The sequence below is a fragment of the Enterobacter cloacae complex sp. Mu1197 genome, from assembly GCF_040059225.1.
In the GTDB taxonomy this organism is placed as follows: Bacteria; Pseudomonadota; Gammaproteobacteria; order Enterobacterales; family Enterobacteriaceae; genus Enterobacter; species Enterobacter quasiroggenkampii.
Window position 1 is genome coordinate 2,586,677 of the sequence record NZ_CP157375.1, and the last position, 16,568, is coordinate 2,603,244.

Sequence of the window (16,568 nt, forward strand, 5' to 3'; positions counted from 1 at the left end):
ATGGTCGAAACCTTGCTTGAAGTCCGCAACCTGAGTAAGACCTTTCGCTACCGCACGGGGCTGTTTCATCGTCAAACTGTCGACGCGGTAAAACCGCTCAGCTTTACCCTGCGTGAAAAACAGACCCTGGCGATCATCGGCGAGAACGGTTCCGGGAAATCAACCCTGGCGAAAATGCTTGCTGGCATGGTTGAACCCACGGCTGGCGAAGTATTGATTGACGATCACCCTCTGACGTTCGGGGATTACTCTTTCCGCAGCCAGCGCATCCGCATGATCTTCCAGGATCCGTCGACCTCGCTCAATCCGCGCCAGCGCATTTCGCAGATCCTCGATTTTCCGCTGCGTCTGAACACCGACCTGGAGCCCGAGGCGCGCCGCAAGCGTATCTTCGAAACCCTGCGCATGGTTGGGCTGTTACCGGATCACGAAAGCTACTACCCGCACATGCTGGCCCCCGGCCAGAAACAGCGTCTGGGTCTGGCGCGTGCGTTGATTTTGCGCCCGAAAGTGATCATTGCTGACGAAGCGCTTGCCTCGCTGGATATGTCGATGCGTTCGCAGCTGATTAACCTGATGCTGGAGCTGCAGGAAAAACAGGGCATCTCGTATATCTACGTCACCCAGCATCTGGGGATGATGAAACACATCAGCGATCAGGTGATGGTTATGCACCAGGGTGAAGTGGTCGAACGCGGCAGCACGGCGGATGTAATGGCCTCCCCGCTTCACGAGCTGACAAAACGACTGATAGCCGGTCATTTCGGTGAAGCACTGACAGCCGATGCGTGGCGCAAAGACCGGTAAACAAACGTTGCACCGTTTAATAAGGATTAAATAGCCTTAATACGCTGTTTAATCCTTAACTTTTTCATCTCCACAGCTGCTCCATATTTTCAGCAAAATACATCAACAGTTCTTCTCCAGAATATCCGGACATTACGGAGGAGAAGAAATGAACAACGCCACTTACATTCTCAAATATACCGAGTATTTCATCAGAAAATGTCGTTCATTTTTAATGACAGACCTGTACTTTCATACTGTGAGGCTCAAGAAAACATCGGGGAAGCACCCTGACATTAAATCCCCCACGACATTGAGCGAAAAAATATGTCATCGTCTGGTTTATGACCACAATAACGTCTATACCCTGCTTGCCGATAAACTCGCCGTTCGGGAATACGTAATCTCCAGAACAACGCGAGTCAAAACGGTGCCATTACTCGGCGTCTACAGTAAGGTGTCCCAGATTGATTTTTCGACGCTCCCTGAAAAATTCGTCCTTAAGTGCAACCATGACAGTGGCAGCACAATAATATGTACGAACAAAGCGCAATTTAACGTCAGGGAAGCGTGTAAAAAACTCAGTCTCGCGTTAAAGAAAAATATGTACTACACCACGCGCGAATGGCAGTACAAAAACATTACGCCAAAAATACTTTGCGAACCGTATGTCGATCTCTTCGATGATGCAGACAGGAACACAGCGCCCGAAATGCTGAGGATCCATTGCTTTCATGGCGTTGCCCACTATGTTGAAGCAGATTTTACGGATGACAGCGGAAAAGGTTTCATCAACGTTTACGACAGGTACTGGAACTTACAACCCTTTCAGATGGAATATCCGAATACACCGTTGGTGCCAGGCGAACCGGCCTTGTTCCGACAAGCGTTGCTGGCATCCCAGGAGCTGGCGGATGGCATTGACTACTGCCGCGTTGACCTCATGCTAAAAAAAGATGAAATCTATTTCAGTGAAATAACCTTAAGCCCGAGACGCGGTAAACTGTCGATTACCCCGCAGGAATGGGATGCTAAGCTAGGAAAAATTTGGCATTTACCGCCGGCAGGCACATTTGACCTGCCGCTGACGCTCACGAGTCGGGCCAGGTGAGTTTAAATATCGAGTGGTTTTGCTTTGATAAGGTATAGGTAACATCGCCACCATGCGCCAGCATGATGGCTTTTACCACCGACAAGCCCAAACCACAGCCTTCCGGGTTCAGCTGTCTGGCGCCGTTATCGCGCTGAAAGGGCTGAAACAGGAAGTCATGAAACTCCCTGGGAATACCCGGTCCCCCATCCTGAATCAGGATAAAATTGCCTTTATCCGAAACACCATTTTTTACCGTGAGCTTGCGCGAAGTGGAATAGTGTAAGGCATTGTCAAATAAAACGGTCAGACACTGATTGATGCGTAAGGGATCGAATACGCACTGCTGTTCCCTCAGTTCAGTATGGACGGTAAATGCCTTACGGCTGAACTCGGGCATGAAGGTATCAAGCGCGTCCTGTATTGTCCCTTTCAGATCCGTTCTGGCCTGGTATAACGTGTATCCTGCCCCGCCATCCGAACTGATAACCCGGAGATCTTCAATCAGACGGGTTAATCCTTCCGTCTGTTTGAGGAGGTTAGTAAACAGCACCGGGTCCGGGGTAAACACCCCGTCAACCAGCCCCTGAAGCCTTCCGCGTAAAATGGTGACCGGGGTTCTGAGTTCATGCGCAATCGCAGCATTCCAGGATTTCCGCTGGATATCCAGCGTTTGCAGCTTTTCTGCCATTTCATTGAAATCCGTAACCAGGTGATTGATCTCACCCAGCCGGGAACTGGCACAGAATGCCCTGGCGTCCAGATCACCCTGAGAAATTTTTTTCAGGCTGGACGCGACCGCGTTTAGCGGGGTGAGTATTCGCGATGAAAGTTTGACCGTAAAGAATACGGCAATGATCAGGCTGATCGTTGTCGCGGTCCCAATCCATACCCAGTCCCACATCGTCATCTGCTCGTCATCGCCCGCAGCAGGGCCGCCGGGAAGATGATCCAGAATAAAGGAGTAAAAAAACCAGGAGCCCAGTATGGCGATGGCAATTATCGTAAACGTCAGCAACAGCATATACGTTAAGATCTGACGACTCAGGACAGACTCTTTATTCATTTCTTTTCCCCAAGCCGGTAACCCATGCCCCTGATGCTCTCGGGAACACCATAGAGACCGGCTAGCTCCAGTTTTTTTCGCAGCTTGCTCATATGGCTGTCGACAGTTCTGTCGAGCGTATCGCCTTCCGGCAAACACGCGTTGAGCAACTCTTCACGGGAACAGACCTTGCGCGGATACCGCACCAGGTAAGAAAGCAATTTAAATTCGGTCGTCGTTAAGACCGGGGAGATAACCTCGGGCCCCGCAGTAACCTCCACGTAGAAATCATCCGGATAGACCGTAATGAATGGCGTTCTGAGCGGCAGAGCCCCCGCCTGCTGAAGCGCAGGCTTTGTTCTACGCAGCACCGCCTCAACCCGTGCGACAACTTCCGAAGGGTTGAAGGGTTTGATGACGTAATCATCCGCGCCGAGCCTCAGCCCCATAAGTTTATCGAGGTCCTGATCGAGAGCGGAAACCATAATGACGGGGACAGCACTTTCATGGCGAAGCGTGGTAAGCACGCTCCAGCCGTCACACACGGGCAGGTGAATGTCCAGCAAGATGAGATCCGGTTTATGGAGGCGATTGAGCGTTATCGCCTGCTCGCCCTGCCTGGCCCTGAGCGTTTTCATTCCCGAACGCTCTAAGTAGCTCATCAGTATATCGGCGATTTCGTCTTCATCTTCAACAACAAGGATCAGCGTATTTTTGTTCATATTATCTCCGCGGGTGAAATCCCTTTAAGCACGCTATCAGATATCTTGAGCACAATAAGACACAGCCTCCGGGAAAAAGTGCCGTAGTCACGAAAATTTCCCGGTTGATTTAAATGCCCGGTTATTTCTCCACACAGCCTACACATTCAGTCAATAAAGACTCGACAATGTCCGTTCAAAATCGCTAATGAGGCATAACGCGTTGTGCATTGCGCGCTGCAAATTACCACTGTTTCTTAAAGATTTTATGAAGTTGGCTGAAATAATGAACATGGAATTTTCCAAATATTTTTCTCCTAAAAAACTGGGTATATATTCCCTGTTTCTGCTGCTGTCGTGGGGATTACTTTATACCTGGCTGGTGCTGGTACACAGAATGGATGAGAAAGTCGCCTCGACGCTGCTCTCTTCACCCCTTATCTATGGCTGCATCGCATTGTCAGTGGTTTTTCTGGTCATACAAAATAAAGCCGGCGCGTTCATTGAGCTACTTATCATCGCCTTCTGGCTGATGGTGATTTTTGTTTATCTCATTATTACGTTCACCGTGCTGTTAAACGCGATGCCAGATATTGAGGATCTGATCTTTTACTATGAATGTTATTTGATCATTTTTTTTGGTGGAGCACCGCTGTACCTCATTATGAGAATGATCTGAGCCCTTGCTCCACACGGCCTCCATAAACCGCCCACTTCCGCTAAACAGGTGCGCGGTAGAGTCTCTGCCTCACTCTTTTGCACAAAAATAACCCAATGCCTCATTTTTTTATCGAACGTCCCATTTTCGCCTGGGTTGTGGCGCTGTTTATCGTCCTGACGGGTCTCCTGTCTATTCCTCGTTTGCCGGTTGCGCAGTATCCGGCGGTGGCTCCGCCAGGCATCATTATTTCCGTCAGTTACCCGGGGGCCAGCCCCGATACCATGAATACGTCGGTGATTTCGTTAATCGAGCGCGAAATCTCTGGCGTAGATAATTTGCTCTACTTCGAATCATCCAGCGACACAACCGGTTCGGCATCGATTACCGTCACGTTTAAACCCGGCACGGACATCAAGCTGGCACAGATGGATCTGCAGAATCAGATAAAGATCGTCGAGCCTCGTCTTCCTCAGGCGGTAAGACAAAACGGCATTAACGTCGAGGCCGCTAATTCTGGATTTTTAATGATGGTGGGGCTGAAGTCCACCAGCGGTCAATTCGAAGAAGCCGACTTAAGCGATTATTTTGCCCGAAACGTCAGTGACGAGCTTCGTCGCGTGCCCGGCGTAGGGAAAGTTCAGCTGTTTGGCGGCGAAAAAGCGCTGCGTATCTGGCTGGATCCGATGAAGCTCCACAGCTACGGCCTTTCGGTGAGCGATGTGCTTACTGCTGTTGGCCAGCAAAATGCCCTGGTTTCGCCCGGCAAAACGGGAGATGAGCCAGCATCTGCGGGACAAGGCGTAACGTATCCCATCACCGTGAAGGGGCAACTCACTTCGGTAGAAGCGTTCAGAAACATTACCCTGAAATCAGATGCATCGGGTGCGAGGCTGAAACTGTCCGACGTCGCGCGCGTTGAGTCCGGCCTGCAAAGTTACGCTTTCGGTATCCGCGAAAATGGCGTGCCTGCAACGGCTGCGGCAATCCAGCTCTCGCCGGGTGCCAACGCAATGAGTACGGCTTCAGGCGTACGCGCGCGCATCGACGAGCTTTCCCAGGTATTACCGGAAGGAATGGCGTTTACGGTTCCCTTCGATACCGCGCCGTTTGTGAAACTGTCTATCATGAAGGTGGTTCAGACCTTTGTAGAAGCGATGGTCCTGGTCTTCCTGGTGATGCTTCTGTTTCTGCATAAGATACGCTGTACGCTTATCCCGGCGATTGTTGCTCCCGTCGCACTTCTTGGCACCTTCACGGTGATGTTATTGAGCGGATACTCCATCAATATTCTGACGATGTTCGGCATGGTGCTGGCGATAGGGATTATCGTTGATGATGCCATTGTGGTTGTGGAGAACGTCGAACGACTGATGGCGGAAAAAAGCCTCTCCCCACGGGACGCTACCCGGCAGGCCATGCAGGAGATCACCCCGGCGATTATCGGGATCACGCTGGTGCTGACTGCCGTCTTTATCCCCATGGGGTTTGCTGAGGGTTCGGTCGGGATTATCTATCGACAATTTTGTATTTCTATGGCGGTCTCCATACTGTTGTCCGCGTTTCTGGCCCTGACGCTAACGCCTGCCCTGTGCGCAACGTTGCTCAAGCCGCACAAGACAGGAAAGAGCGGAAGTGGAAGGTTCGCGGCCAGGTTTAACGCGCGCTTCCGTTTGCTCACCGTCTGTTACGAAGTCGGGCTGGGTGCCGTTCTGAAGCGAACCGGGCGTATGCTGCTCCTGTACGTTGCGCTTTGCACGGCGCTGTTTGTTGGATTGTCTTCGTTACCGTCGTCCTTTCTGCCGGATGAAGATCAGGGTTACTTTATGTCCTCTATCCAGCTGCCTTCTGATGCCACGATGCAGCGCACCCTCAACGTGGTTAAAAAATTTGAAGCGGAAATTGCGGCCCGGCCGGACATTGAAAGCAACATTATGATCCTGGGGTTTGGCTTTTCAGGTTCAGGACCGAATTCGGCTATGGCCTTCACCACGCTGAAGGACTGGAAAAATCGGCAGGGCTCGACGGCTCAGGATGAAGCCGACCACATACAGGCCAGCATGACGAACGTCACTGATGCCGTCACAATGAGCCTGCTCCCGCCGGCCATTTCGGATATGGGCACCTCCTCGGGCTTCACCTGGTACGTTCAGGACAGAGCGGGAGCGGGCTATGAGGCTCTAAAGAGGGCCGCCGACGCGCTGGTTCTGCAGGCTAATCAACGCCCTGAACTCAGTGATGTCTATATAGACGGTCTGCCAGAAGGAACCAGCCTTGCGCTCCTGGTTGACCGGGAAAAGGCGGAAGCGATGGGCGTCTCATTCGATGAAATCAACCAGACGCTTTCCGTCACCCTGGGCTCAAATTACGTCAACGACTATACGAATAACGGCCGCGTTCAACAGGTGATTATGCAGGCCGATGCCCCCTACCGAATGCAGCCTGAGCAGATACTGAAACTATCAGTGAAAAACCGGATGGGTGAGATGGTGCCAGTATCAACGTTTGCGACGATCTCCTGGAACGTTGCGCCGCAGCAGTTGACGCGCTACCAGGGTTATTCTGCTATACGGATTACCGGAAGTGCGGCGTCAGGCGTATCCAGCGGCACCGCAATGAAGATCATGGAGGGTTTGTCCAGGAGCCTGCCTCAGGGCATGGCGGGTGAGTGGGCCGGGAGTTCGTTGCAGGAGAAAAAATCGGAATCGCAGCTTCCGGGCCTGATCGCCCTGTCGATACTGGTCGTTTTTATGGTGCTCGCTGCCCTGTATGAGAGCTGGTCTATTCCTTTTGCGGTCATGCTGGTTGTTCCACTGGGCCTTATCGGCGCGGTGATAGCGGTGTTTGTGGCCGGCATGACTAATGACGTGTTCTTTAAGGTCGGTCTGATTACGCTTATCGGCCTGTCGTCCAAGAACGCCATTCTGATTGTGGAGTTTGCCAGGCAACTGCATCGCGAAGGGCAACCCCTGCTGGCGGCGACCATTCATGCCGCCAGTCAGCGCCTGCGCCCCATTCTGATGACATCGTTAGCCTTTACCTTAGGGGTTGTTCCTCTGATGCTGGCCAGTGGTGCAAGCGACAGTACGCAGCATGCCATCGGTACCGGCGTATTTGGCGGCATGATTAGCGGTACGCTTCTCGCGATCTTCTTCGTACCGGTTTTCTTTATCGTTATTGCGCGCTTCATCGGCAACATCAGGAAAGCGTGAACACCCTTGCGGGATCGCGCCTCCTCGCTGGTTGGATGAGGCGAAGCTGTTGCCGGGTGATATACTGGACGAATGCTGAAATTTCGCGCCCCCGCGTGTCCGCGACGCATTCTTCGGGACATGCGACTTCGGAGAAGTGCGAGAAATATCGTGACACAAGGGGCTGTGAGTGGGCTATAATTTCGAGCTAATTTCGAATGATTTTGAAATACTGCCTGTAACGCTATGAATTACAAGGCAAAATAAGCAATGAATATAAGGATTAAAGCTATGGGTTTTCTTTCCGGTAAGCGCATTCTGGTGACTGGCGTTGCCAGCAAACTGTCCATCGCATACGGCATCGCACAGGCAATGCATCGCGAAGGCGCTGAGCTGGCGTTCACCTACCAGAACGACAAGCTGAAAGGCCGTGTTGAAGAGTTTGCCGCGCAGCTGGGTTCCAGCATTGTTCTGGAATGTGACGTTGCACAAGACGAAAGCATCGACGGCATGTTTGCTGAACTGGCAAAAGCATGGCCGAAATTCGACGGTTTCGTTCACTCCATCGGCTTCGCTCCTGGCGACCAGCTGGACGGCGACTACGTGAACGCGGTAACCCGTGATGGCTTCAAAATCGCGCACGACATCAGCTCCTACAGCTTCGTTGCGATGGCGAAATCCTGCCGCGCGATGCTGAACCCGGGCGCAGCCCTGCTGACCCTGTCCTACCTGGGCGCTGAACGTGCTATCCCTAACTACAACGTTATGGGTCTGGCTAAAGCGTCTCTGGAAGCCAACGTACGCTACATGGCGAACGCAATGGGTCCTGAAGGCGTGCGTGTTAACGCCATCTCTGCGGGTCCTATCCGCACCCTGGCCGCTTCCGGTATTAAAGATTTCCGTAAAATGCTGGCACACTGCGAAGCGGTTACCCCGATTCGTCGTACCGTTACCATTGAAGATGTGGGTAACTCTGCAGCATTCCTGTGCTCTGACCTTTCCGCAGGTATCTCCGGCGAAGTGGTTCACGTTGACGGCGGCTTCAACATCGCTGCAATGAACGAGCTGGAAATTAAATAAGCTATGGCTCTCTTCCCGCCCGGGAAGAGAGTATTTCCCCCCGCGTCACCCCTTCGTTATTCCGTTCTGCTATTTGTTATCACCTAACAATATTTTTCCCTTTATCTGCCTTACGCCAGGATATTGATCGCCATTTTGAGATCAAGGAACGCACATGGAACAACGCCGTTTTTCCGGCAAAGGCCACTGGTATCATGAAACCCAGTCAAACCACGCGCAGACGGATGTTCTGCCCCTGGTGCCCGAAGCCGCTAACGTCGACGATCGTTTTTTGCTCGATTTAGCCCTGCCTGATGAGATTGTCGCCGCCTGTTCTGGCTGGCTTACTCCTGCCAGAGCCTTATGCCACCAGCTGTTTCCACTCTCAATTCCCGTGAACCGACTGCATACGCTCAGCGCTTACGATCGGCTCAGTACCGCGTTAACGGTCGCTCAGGCCTGCGGCGTTCAGCGGCTCTGTAACCACTACGCCGCCCTCCTCGCCCCGCTTCCCGGCCCGGACTCCTCGCGCGAAAGCAACCGCCGCCTGGCGCAAATCACCCAGTATGCCCGCCAGCTCGCCAGCTCTCCTGATGTCATTGATGATAAAGCCCGGAACCAGCTTGATGAGGTGGGCCTGTCCACGTACGACATCGTGGTGATTAACCAGATTATCGGCTTTATCGGTTTTCAGGCGCGCGTGGTCGCGATTTTCCAGGCCCTGTTGGGACATCCTGTTCGCTGGTTGCCGGGGCATCATATTCAGCCGCACACGCTTCCCGCGAGCCACGATGCGTGGATGCCGCTTTTACCCGTCGTCGAGCTGCGCTACGCGAATGCGCATCAGCTGGAGTCCCTGTCCCGCTGGCAGGCCGAACCCGCGCTCGAGGCGTTGACGCCGGTGCTTTGTCATGAGCCGACGCTGCTCGACCTGACCGGAGAAATCCTGTTAAACAGCCGCGCGGAGATCCCGCAGACGTCCCCCGCACTTTCGGCAGCGGTCGAACTGCTGACCCGCTCTCCGGACCGCTTCAGCGCCGCGCAGTTTACCCCGCTCACGGATCAAGGACTCCAGGGCGAATATGCCATCACGCTGCTTACCCAAAGTGCGTTTGATGGCTGGCTCAATCGTCTGAAAGTGGCGTTTGGTAAAGAGGAATAACCACACTCATTACCCAAAGACCGCTTGCTGAGACAGTGAGAATCGCGTAAAACTGTCAGCCGCTCAATGGCTACGAAAATAGAACATTATGTTTCAGGACAACCCGCTGCTAGCGCAGCTTAAACAGCAACTGCATTCCCAGACGCCGCGTGCAGAAGGGGTCGTAAAAGCCACGGAAAAGGGCTTTGGCTTCCTTGAAGTTGACGCGCAGAAAAGCTACTTCATTCCGCCACCGCAGATGAAGAAAGTGATGCATGGCGATCGCGTCATGGCCGTCATTCATACCGAGAAGGATCGCGAGTCCGCCGAACCGGAAGAACTGATCGAACCGTTCCTGACCCGTTTTGTGGGTAAGGTGCAGCGAAAAGACGATCGTCTTTCTATCGTGCCGGATCATCCTCTGCTGAAAGATGCCATTCCCTGCCGCGCCGCCCGTGGTGTTGAGCATGATTTTAAAGAAGGTGACTGGGCCGTAGCAGAAATGCGCCGTCATCCTCTGAAAGGCGATCGCGGTTTCTATGCGGAACTGACCCAGTTCATTACCTTTGGCGCCGATCATTTCGTGCCATGGTGGGTCACGCTGGCACGCCACAATCTTGAAAAAGAAGCGCCGAACGGCGTGGCAACCGAGATGCAGGACGAAGGTCTGACGCGTCGCGATCTTACCGCGCTGGAGTTTGTCACCATCGACAGCGCCAGCACCGAAGATATGGACGATGCGCTGTACGCTGAAGAGAGTGCCGACGGCAAACTGCACCTGACCGTTGCCATTGCCGATCCTACCGCCTGGATTGTTGAAGGCAGCAAGCTTGACGAAACGGCGAAAATCCGTGCGTTCACGAACTACCTGCCGGGCTTCAACATCCCAATGCTGCCGCGTGAACTGTCAGACGATCTCTGCTCGCTGCGTCCGAATGAAGTGCGTCCGGTCCTTGCCTGCCGCATGACCATTGCTGCGGATGGCGCGATTGAAGACGATATCGAGTTCTTTGCCGCCACCATCGAGTCGAAAGCCAAGCTGGCCTACGATAACGTCTCCGACTGGCTGGAAAATACCGGTAGCTGGAAACCGGAATCAGACGCCATTGCCGCGCAGATCCGTCTGCTGCATCGCATCTGTCTGAACCGCGGCGAGTGGCGTCAAACCCATGCGCTGGTGTTCAAAGATCGCCCGGATTATCGCTTTGTTCTGGGTGAGAAAGGCGAAGTGCTGGATATCGTGGCCGAACCGCGACGCATTGCGAACCGCATCGTTGAAGAGGCGATGATCTCCGCCAACATCTGTGCCGCACGCGTGCTGCGTGACAAGCTGGGCTTTGGTATTTACAACGTCCATACCGGCTTTGATCCAGCGAATACCGAAGCGCTGGCAGCCCTGCTGAAGAATCACGACGTGCACGTCGATCCGGAAGAAGTGCTCACGCTGCCGGGCTTCTGCAAGCTTCGCCGCGAACTGGACGCGCAGCCATCGGGCTTCCTGGACAGCCGCATTCGTCGCTTCCAGTCCTTCGCAGAAATCAGCACCGAGCCTGGCCCGCACTTTGGTCTCGGCCTCGAAGCCTACGCGACCTGGACATCACCGATCCGTAAGTATGGCGATATGGTTAACCACCGTCTGCTGAAAGCGATTATCAAAGGCGAAACCGTTGCCCGTCCTCAGGAGGACACCACGCTGCAAATGGCCGATCGCCGTCGTCTGAACCGCATGGCGGAACGTGACGTTGGCGACTGGCTGTACGCACGCTTCCTGCAGGATAAAGCCGGTACGGATACCCGTTTCGCCGCAGAAATCATCGATATCAGCCGCGGGGGGATGCGCGTCCGTCTGGTCGATAACGGTGCTGTCGCGTTTATTCCTGCGCCATTCCTGCATGCTGTGCGCGATGAAATGGTCTGTAGTCAGGAAAACGGTACGGTGCAAATTAAAGGTGAAACAGTTTACAAAGTCACCGACGTGATTGACGTCACCATTGCTGAAGTCCGTATGGAAACCCGCAGTATTATCGCGCGTCCTGTCGCCTGATAACCTGTTCAATTGTCGGTCATTTCCTTTCCGGAAGGGCCGACAATTTTTCTTTTTATCCCCGCCACAAAAGCATTATTTTTTCTTACTATTTTCAGTCTCCCTTCGCCCAAATTCGCCATAATTATCTACAGTAAAAGAGTGTTGTTATATTCGGTTACGTGAATTTTTATACGCCCAGTATCCTTTTTAACCTGACTCGTTTTATTATCAGAAATCAGGGAAAAACAATAAGTTCACTTCGGTTTTACCGCTGTTTCTCAACGGAAAAGTCGACTGCAAATGAATAATTTGTGCGCTAATGAACAGCTGCGGGAGAAAACATGATGGACGATCTGGAGCAGAATTTGCTGTTTCGCTACATGGGGACTCACAGCCCATGGTGGCGTTTGTCAGCTGACAGCAATGCTCTGCACCTTGCCGCCAGTGAAAATGCCGATGTCACTCAGGTGATTGCGCTGGACGACGATCAGGCCGATCTTATCCGTCACTTAACCGTGATTACCTCCAGCATTTCCATGACGCTCTCGTTATTCGGGGAAGACCTCCCGGTTCACCTTGTTGGGCGGAAAATTACGCGTAACGAGTGGGCCGGTACCGCTTCCGCCTGGCATGATACCCCCTCCGTGGCGCGCGACCTGGCTCAGGGTCTCTCTTTTGCGGAACAGGTCGTTTCAGAGGCTAACTCCGTCATTGTTATCCTCGATCAGAACGGCAATATTCAGCGCTTTAACCGACTGAGCGAAGAATATACCGGCCTGAAAGAGCAGGAAGTGATTGGCCAGAACGTGTTTAAGCTGTTTATGAGCCGCAGCGAAGCGGCAGCCTCAAAGCGCAATATTTCCGGTTTCTTCCGCAACGGCAGTTCCTATGAAGTCGAGCGCTGGATCAAAACGCGTAAAGGGCAACGACTGTTTCTGTTCAGAAACAAATTCGTTCACAGCGGCAGCGGTAAAAATGAAATTTTCCTTATCTGTTCCGGTACCGATATTACCGAGGAACGCCGCGCTCAGGAACGGCTGCGCGTGCTGGCCAATACCGATACCATCACCGGCTTGCCAAACCGCAATGCAATCCACGATCTGATTTCTGACGCCATCAACAACCGCGGCGACACGCAGGTTGGCGTGGTGTATCTCGATCTGGACAACTTTAAAAAGGTCAACGACGCTTACGGGCATATGTTTGGCGATCAGCTGTTACAGGCTGTCGCGCTCGCCATTTTGAGCTGTCTGGATGAGGAACAGGTGCTGGCACGACTTGGCGGTGATGAGTTTATCGTCATGGCCACCAATACCTCTCAGGGCTCTCTGGAAGCGATGGCGTCGCGCATTTTAACCCGCCTGCGCCAGCCGTTCCGAATCGGTCTGATTGAAATTTACACCGGCTGTTCCCTGGGCATCGCCCTCGCCCCGCAGCATGGCAACGACCGGGAAAGCGTCATTCGTAACGCCGATACCGCCATGTACACCGCCAAAGAGAACGGCCGGGGCAAGTTCTGCGTCTTCTCGCCCGAGATGAACCAACGCGTGTTTGAGTATCTCTGGCTGGATACCAACCTGCGTAAAGCGCTGGATAACGATCAGCTCCTGATCCACTACCAGCCTAAAATCACCTGGCGCGGCGAGGTCAGAAGCCTGGAAGCGCTGGTCCGCTGGCAATCACCCGAACGCGGTTTGATCCCACCGCTGGAGTTTATCTCTTATGCCGAGGAGTCGGGGTTGATCGTGCCGCTGGGCCGCTGGGTGATGCTCGATGTGGTTCGCCAGGTGGCAAAATGGCGCGACAAGGGAATAAACCTGCGCGTGGCCGTGAACGTCTCTGCGCGTCAGCTGGCCGACCAGACTATCTTTAGCGACTTAAAGCAGGCGCTGAAGGATCTTAACTTTGAATACTGCCCGGTGGACGTCGAATTAACCGAAAGCTGTCTTATCGAGAACGAAGAGCTGGCGCTCTCCGTGATCCAGCAGTTCAGCCGGCTGGGGGCGCAAATTCATCTCGACGATTTTGGTACCGGCTACTCTTCCCTTTCGCAGCTGGCCCGCTTCCCTATTGACGCCATAAAACTCGATCAATCGTTTGTCAGGGATATTCATAAGCAGTCCATCTCCCAGTCACTGGTGCGCGCCATCGTTGCGGTGGCGCAGGCGCTAAACCTGCAGGTGATTGCCGAAGGGGTCGAAAATGCGAAAGAAGACGCCTTTCTGACCAAGAACGGCGTCAACGAACGGCAGGGTTTTCTGTTTGCTAAGCCGATGCCCGCTGCCGCATTCGAGCGATGGCTAAAACGATATCAGGCGCGAAAACAGCATTAACTGGCTTTACGCAAACCCGCCGCGTGATGGCGGTTTTGCAGCATCACCAGACGCTCCATGTAGGCGATATCTTTCGGTTCAAGGCAGAAAGCCGCGTCTACCCAGTCCTCCGTGATGTCCATCAGTTCACTGCGCGGCAATTGCAGAACGCGCGTCCGGGCGCGCAGCATCGCCCTCACGCCATTCAGTTTTGGCCGTAGCGTGTCGATGAAGGTTCGGGTGGAGACATAGCTTTGTCCGGGTTCAAACAGGAGATCCACCAGGCCGTGCTGTTCGTACCATTCCGCCGTATGGGATTCCCCTTTGTAGATGAGCTCCTCTGCCAGCTTCATGCCTGAACGGCGTGCAACCAGGGAATATCCCCCCATGCCCGGAAACAGGTTAAAGGCAATTTCGGGGAAACCTAAGCGGGCGTCGCGCTGAGCCAGAACGAAATGGTGCGCAAGAGCGGCCTCAAACCCGCCCCCTAACGCGCTGCCTTCGACCATGGCCAGAGAGATAGCCCCCGTATCAAATCCCCGCGAGGCCGCATGCACGCAATCAACGCAGGCGCGCGCATAGGCCCGTAACGCTTCACGTCGACCGTGCTGAATGCACTCAACGAAGAACTGCAGGTCACCGCCCGCGTTATACATCTCGGGAACCAGCGATCCGGTCACCCAAAAATCAACCGCAAAACCAGACTGGCGGACGAGCCATGAAAAATTCATGATCTCCTCTATCAATGCATGGTTGAAGCAAGGCCGTGGCTGAGCCCGTAACATCATCCAGACGGTATGTCGCTCCGCCTCGTAATACCCTGACAGCTGGGTGAACCGTTCAGTATCGGTAAACAGTGTACAGGTAGGCTGATTGATAACTGTCATAGTCTACTTCCTCCTATAAAAAAGCGCGTTGCGCGCAGTTTTAGACTAATCCACTCAATAAGCCCGCTGTATGAGGGGGAATAATTTTATCACTTCCGTTTATGTAATTTAGTTATTGCATTTTTTCCCTTCTCTTTTGAACCCAATTTCTGCATCATTGAAAATATTAACTTTTCGCGCCTGGGGTGAGATTATGTCTACGATTGACGCACAAGCTGTAGCACAACGAATTGATACCGTGCTGGATATCCTGGTGGCGGGCGATTATCACTCTGCTATCCGTAATCTTGAGATCCTGAAGTCTGAACTTCTTGCTCAGCATGGCGCTGACGCTGCGCCCGAAAACAGACAGCCAAAAGCGCCGTGGGAAGTTTAACGCCCACCGTTTCCGACCTCGTTTCGCTTTATTAAATGGATGCTATGAATTCCCGACAACAACTCATTTTGCAGATGGTCATCGATCAGGGACGCGTAAGCGTAGTCGATCTCGCGAAAACCACTGGCGTTTCTGAAGTCACCATCCGTCAGGATCTTAATCTGCTGGAAAAACAGAGCTACCTGCGTCGCGCGCACGGCTATGCGGTCCCGCTGGACAGTGATGACGTTGAGACGCGCATGATGAACAACTACGCGCTCAAACGTGAACTGGCGGAATTTGCTGCCTCCCTGGTGAACAACGGTGAGACCGTCTTTATTGAAAACGGCAGCAGTAATGCCCTTCTGGCGCGAACACTTGCCGATCAAAAAGACGTTACCATCATCACCGTCAGTAGCTATATCGCGCATCTGCTTAAAGAGACGCGCTGCGAGGTGATTCTGCTGGGCGGTATTTATCAGAAAAAAAGCGAAAGCATGGTTGGCCCGCTGACCCGTCAGTACGTCCAGCAGGTTCATTTCAGCAAGGCCTTTATCGGGATTGACGGCTGGCAGCCGGAGACAGGTTTTACCGGCCGGGATATGATGCGCTCTGACGTGGTCAATGCCGTACTGGAAAAAGAGTGCGAAGCCATTGTGCTCACCGACAGCTCTAAATTTGGTGCCGTTCATCCTTACACGATGGGTCCCGCTTCACGCTTTAGCCGTGTGATTACCGATGATCGTTTGAGCGAAGCGCATCGCAATAAACTCGAAGAGAGCGGTCTGATCGTCAATATTATTGAAACCAGCGCCTGATTTCCCTCCGCGCCCGAATTTCGGGCGCGCATGTTCTTTCTCTGAGATGATTCTTAACCCTGCTTTAAGAGTTTTTACCTGTATAACCTGCCCTAAAGTCGTAAAATTACTGTTAGCGATATAACAGGAAGTGACTATCACCTGCGTGATGAAGTAACGCCTGCGCGACCAGCTTTCACGGGGAAAAGAATTAAGTATTCGATTCGTCTATACTTAACGTGTACATCTTTCCGTGAATCGATAATTCAGGAGAAAGTATTATGACCTTAACCAGCAAAAAATTAGCCGCCGCTGTTCTGGCAATCACTGTAGCAATGTCCCTGAGCGCATGCTCTAACTGGTCTAAACGTGACCGTAACACCGCGATTGGTGCCGGTGCCGGTGCTCTCGGTGGTGCAGTATTAACGGATGGTAGTACGCTGGGTACATTAGGTGGCGCTGCTGTCGGTGGTATTATCGGTCACCAGGTTGGCAAATAACTATTATCTAAGCCTTCCTC

The 16,568-nt window shown here is 53.0% G+C and carries 14 protein-coding genes; 11 read left to right on the forward strand and 3 right to left on the reverse strand.

Translation table 11 applies throughout. The features are described 5' to 3' along the window. The gene (gene sapF, locus ABFV38_RS12250; RefSeq protein WP_008501227.1) at nucleotides 1-807 is read left to right on the forward strand and encodes a putrescine export ABC transporter ATP-binding protein SapF; all 807 of its coding nucleotides are present in this window, start codon (nucleotides 1-3) and stop codon (nucleotides 805-807) included. 148 nt (nucleotides 808-955) lie between these two features. Then, on the forward strand, nucleotides 956-1,897 hold the full coding sequence (locus tag ABFV38_RS12255) for an ATP-grasp fold amidoligase family protein (protein WP_348957339.1): 942 nt from the start codon (nucleotides 956-958) through the stop codon (nucleotides 1,895-1,897). On the opposite strand, the gene ABFV38_RS12260 is transcribed toward ABFV38_RS12255, so the two are convergent. Then, a complete protein-coding gene (locus ABFV38_RS12260; RefSeq protein ID WP_348957340.1) occupies nucleotides 1,878-2,942 on the reverse strand; it encodes an ATP-binding protein in 1,065 nt (354 codons plus the stop codon). The genes ABFV38_RS12255 and ABFV38_RS12260 overlap by 20 nt on opposite strands. Then, the gene (locus tag ABFV38_RS12265) at nucleotides 2,939-3,643 is read right to left on the reverse strand and encodes a response regulator (protein WP_348957341.1); all 705 of its coding nucleotides are present in this window, start codon (nucleotides 3,641-3,643) and stop codon (nucleotides 2,939-2,941) included. The genes ABFV38_RS12260 and ABFV38_RS12265 overlap by 4 nt, the downstream gene beginning before the upstream one ends. A gap of 271 nt (nucleotides 3,644-3,914) precedes the next feature. On the opposite strand from ABFV38_RS12265, the gene ABFV38_RS12270 reads away from it, so the two are divergent. The 6 genes from ABFV38_RS12270 (at nucleotide 3,915) to pdeR (ending at nucleotide 14,030) form a co-directional block, all read left to right on the forward strand. Further along, nucleotides 3,915-4,301: a transporter gene (locus tag ABFV38_RS12270; RefSeq protein WP_196353007.1), complete on the forward strand. Its 387-nt coding sequence runs from the start codon at nucleotides 3,915-3,917 to the stop codon at nucleotides 4,299-4,301. Between the two features lie 95 nt (nucleotides 4,302-4,396). Beyond that, nucleotides 4,397-7,492 (forward strand): multidrug efflux RND transporter permease subunit, encoded by a 3,096-nt coding sequence (locus ABFV38_RS12275; RefSeq protein WP_348957342.1) that lies wholly within the window; start codon nucleotides 4,397-4,399, stop codon nucleotides 7,490-7,492. Nucleotides 7,493-7,762: 270 nt separating this feature from the next. Beyond that, a complete protein-coding gene (gene fabI, locus ABFV38_RS12280; RefSeq protein ID WP_003856831.1) occupies nucleotides 7,763-8,551 on the forward strand; it encodes an enoyl-ACP reductase FabI in 789 nt (262 codons plus the stop codon). A gap of 154 nt (nucleotides 8,552-8,705) precedes the next feature. Further along, on the forward strand, nucleotides 8,706-9,692 hold the full coding sequence (locus ABFV38_RS12285; RefSeq protein WP_008501221.1) for a CMD domain-containing protein: 987 nt from the start codon (nucleotides 8,706-8,708) through the stop codon (nucleotides 9,690-9,692). Between the two features lie 88 nt (nucleotides 9,693-9,780). Next, nucleotides 9,781-11,715 carry an exoribonuclease II gene (locus tag ABFV38_RS12290; protein WP_032647557.1) on the forward strand — a complete coding sequence of 645 codons (1,935 nt, stop codon included), beginning with the start codon at nucleotides 9,781-9,783 and terminating at the stop codon, nucleotides 11,713-11,715. Nucleotides 11,716-12,038: 323 nt separating this feature from the next. Beyond that, nucleotides 12,039-14,030, forward strand: a complete 1,992-nt coding sequence (gene pdeR, locus ABFV38_RS12295; RefSeq protein ID WP_348957343.1) for a cyclic di-GMP phosphodiesterase — start codon at nucleotides 12,039-12,041, stop codon at nucleotides 14,028-14,030. On the opposite strand, the gene ABFV38_RS12300 is transcribed toward pdeR, so the two are convergent. Then, a complete protein-coding gene (locus ABFV38_RS12300; protein ID WP_032674921.1) occupies nucleotides 14,027-14,896 on the reverse strand; it encodes a crotonase/enoyl-CoA hydratase family protein in 870 nt (289 codons plus the stop codon). The genes pdeR and ABFV38_RS12300 overlap by 4 nt on opposite strands. Before the next feature lie 193 nt (nucleotides 14,897-15,089). Here ABFV38_RS12300 and ABFV38_RS12305 point away from each other — a divergent pair, with 193 nt between their 5' ends. The 3 genes from ABFV38_RS12305 to osmB all read left to right on the forward strand — a co-directional run bounded on the left by ABFV38_RS12305 (nucleotide 15,090) and on the right by osmB (nucleotide 16,548). Further along, a complete protein-coding gene (locus ABFV38_RS12305; RefSeq protein ID WP_045908883.1) occupies nucleotides 15,090-15,272 on the forward strand; it encodes a hypothetical protein in 183 nt (60 codons plus the stop codon). A 44-nt stretch (nucleotides 15,273-15,316) separates the two neighbouring features. Continuing rightward, nucleotides 15,317-16,069, forward strand: a complete 753-nt coding sequence (locus ABFV38_RS12310) for a DNA-binding transcriptional regulator YciT (protein ID WP_045908884.1) — start codon at nucleotides 15,317-15,319, stop codon at nucleotides 16,067-16,069. Nucleotides 16,070-16,329: 260 nt separating this feature from the next. Further along, a complete protein-coding gene (gene osmB / locus ABFV38_RS12315; RefSeq protein ID WP_008501216.1) occupies nucleotides 16,330-16,548 on the forward strand; it encodes an osmotically-inducible lipoprotein OsmB in 219 nt (72 codons plus the stop codon). Nucleotides 16,549-16,568 lie beyond the last annotated feature (20 nt).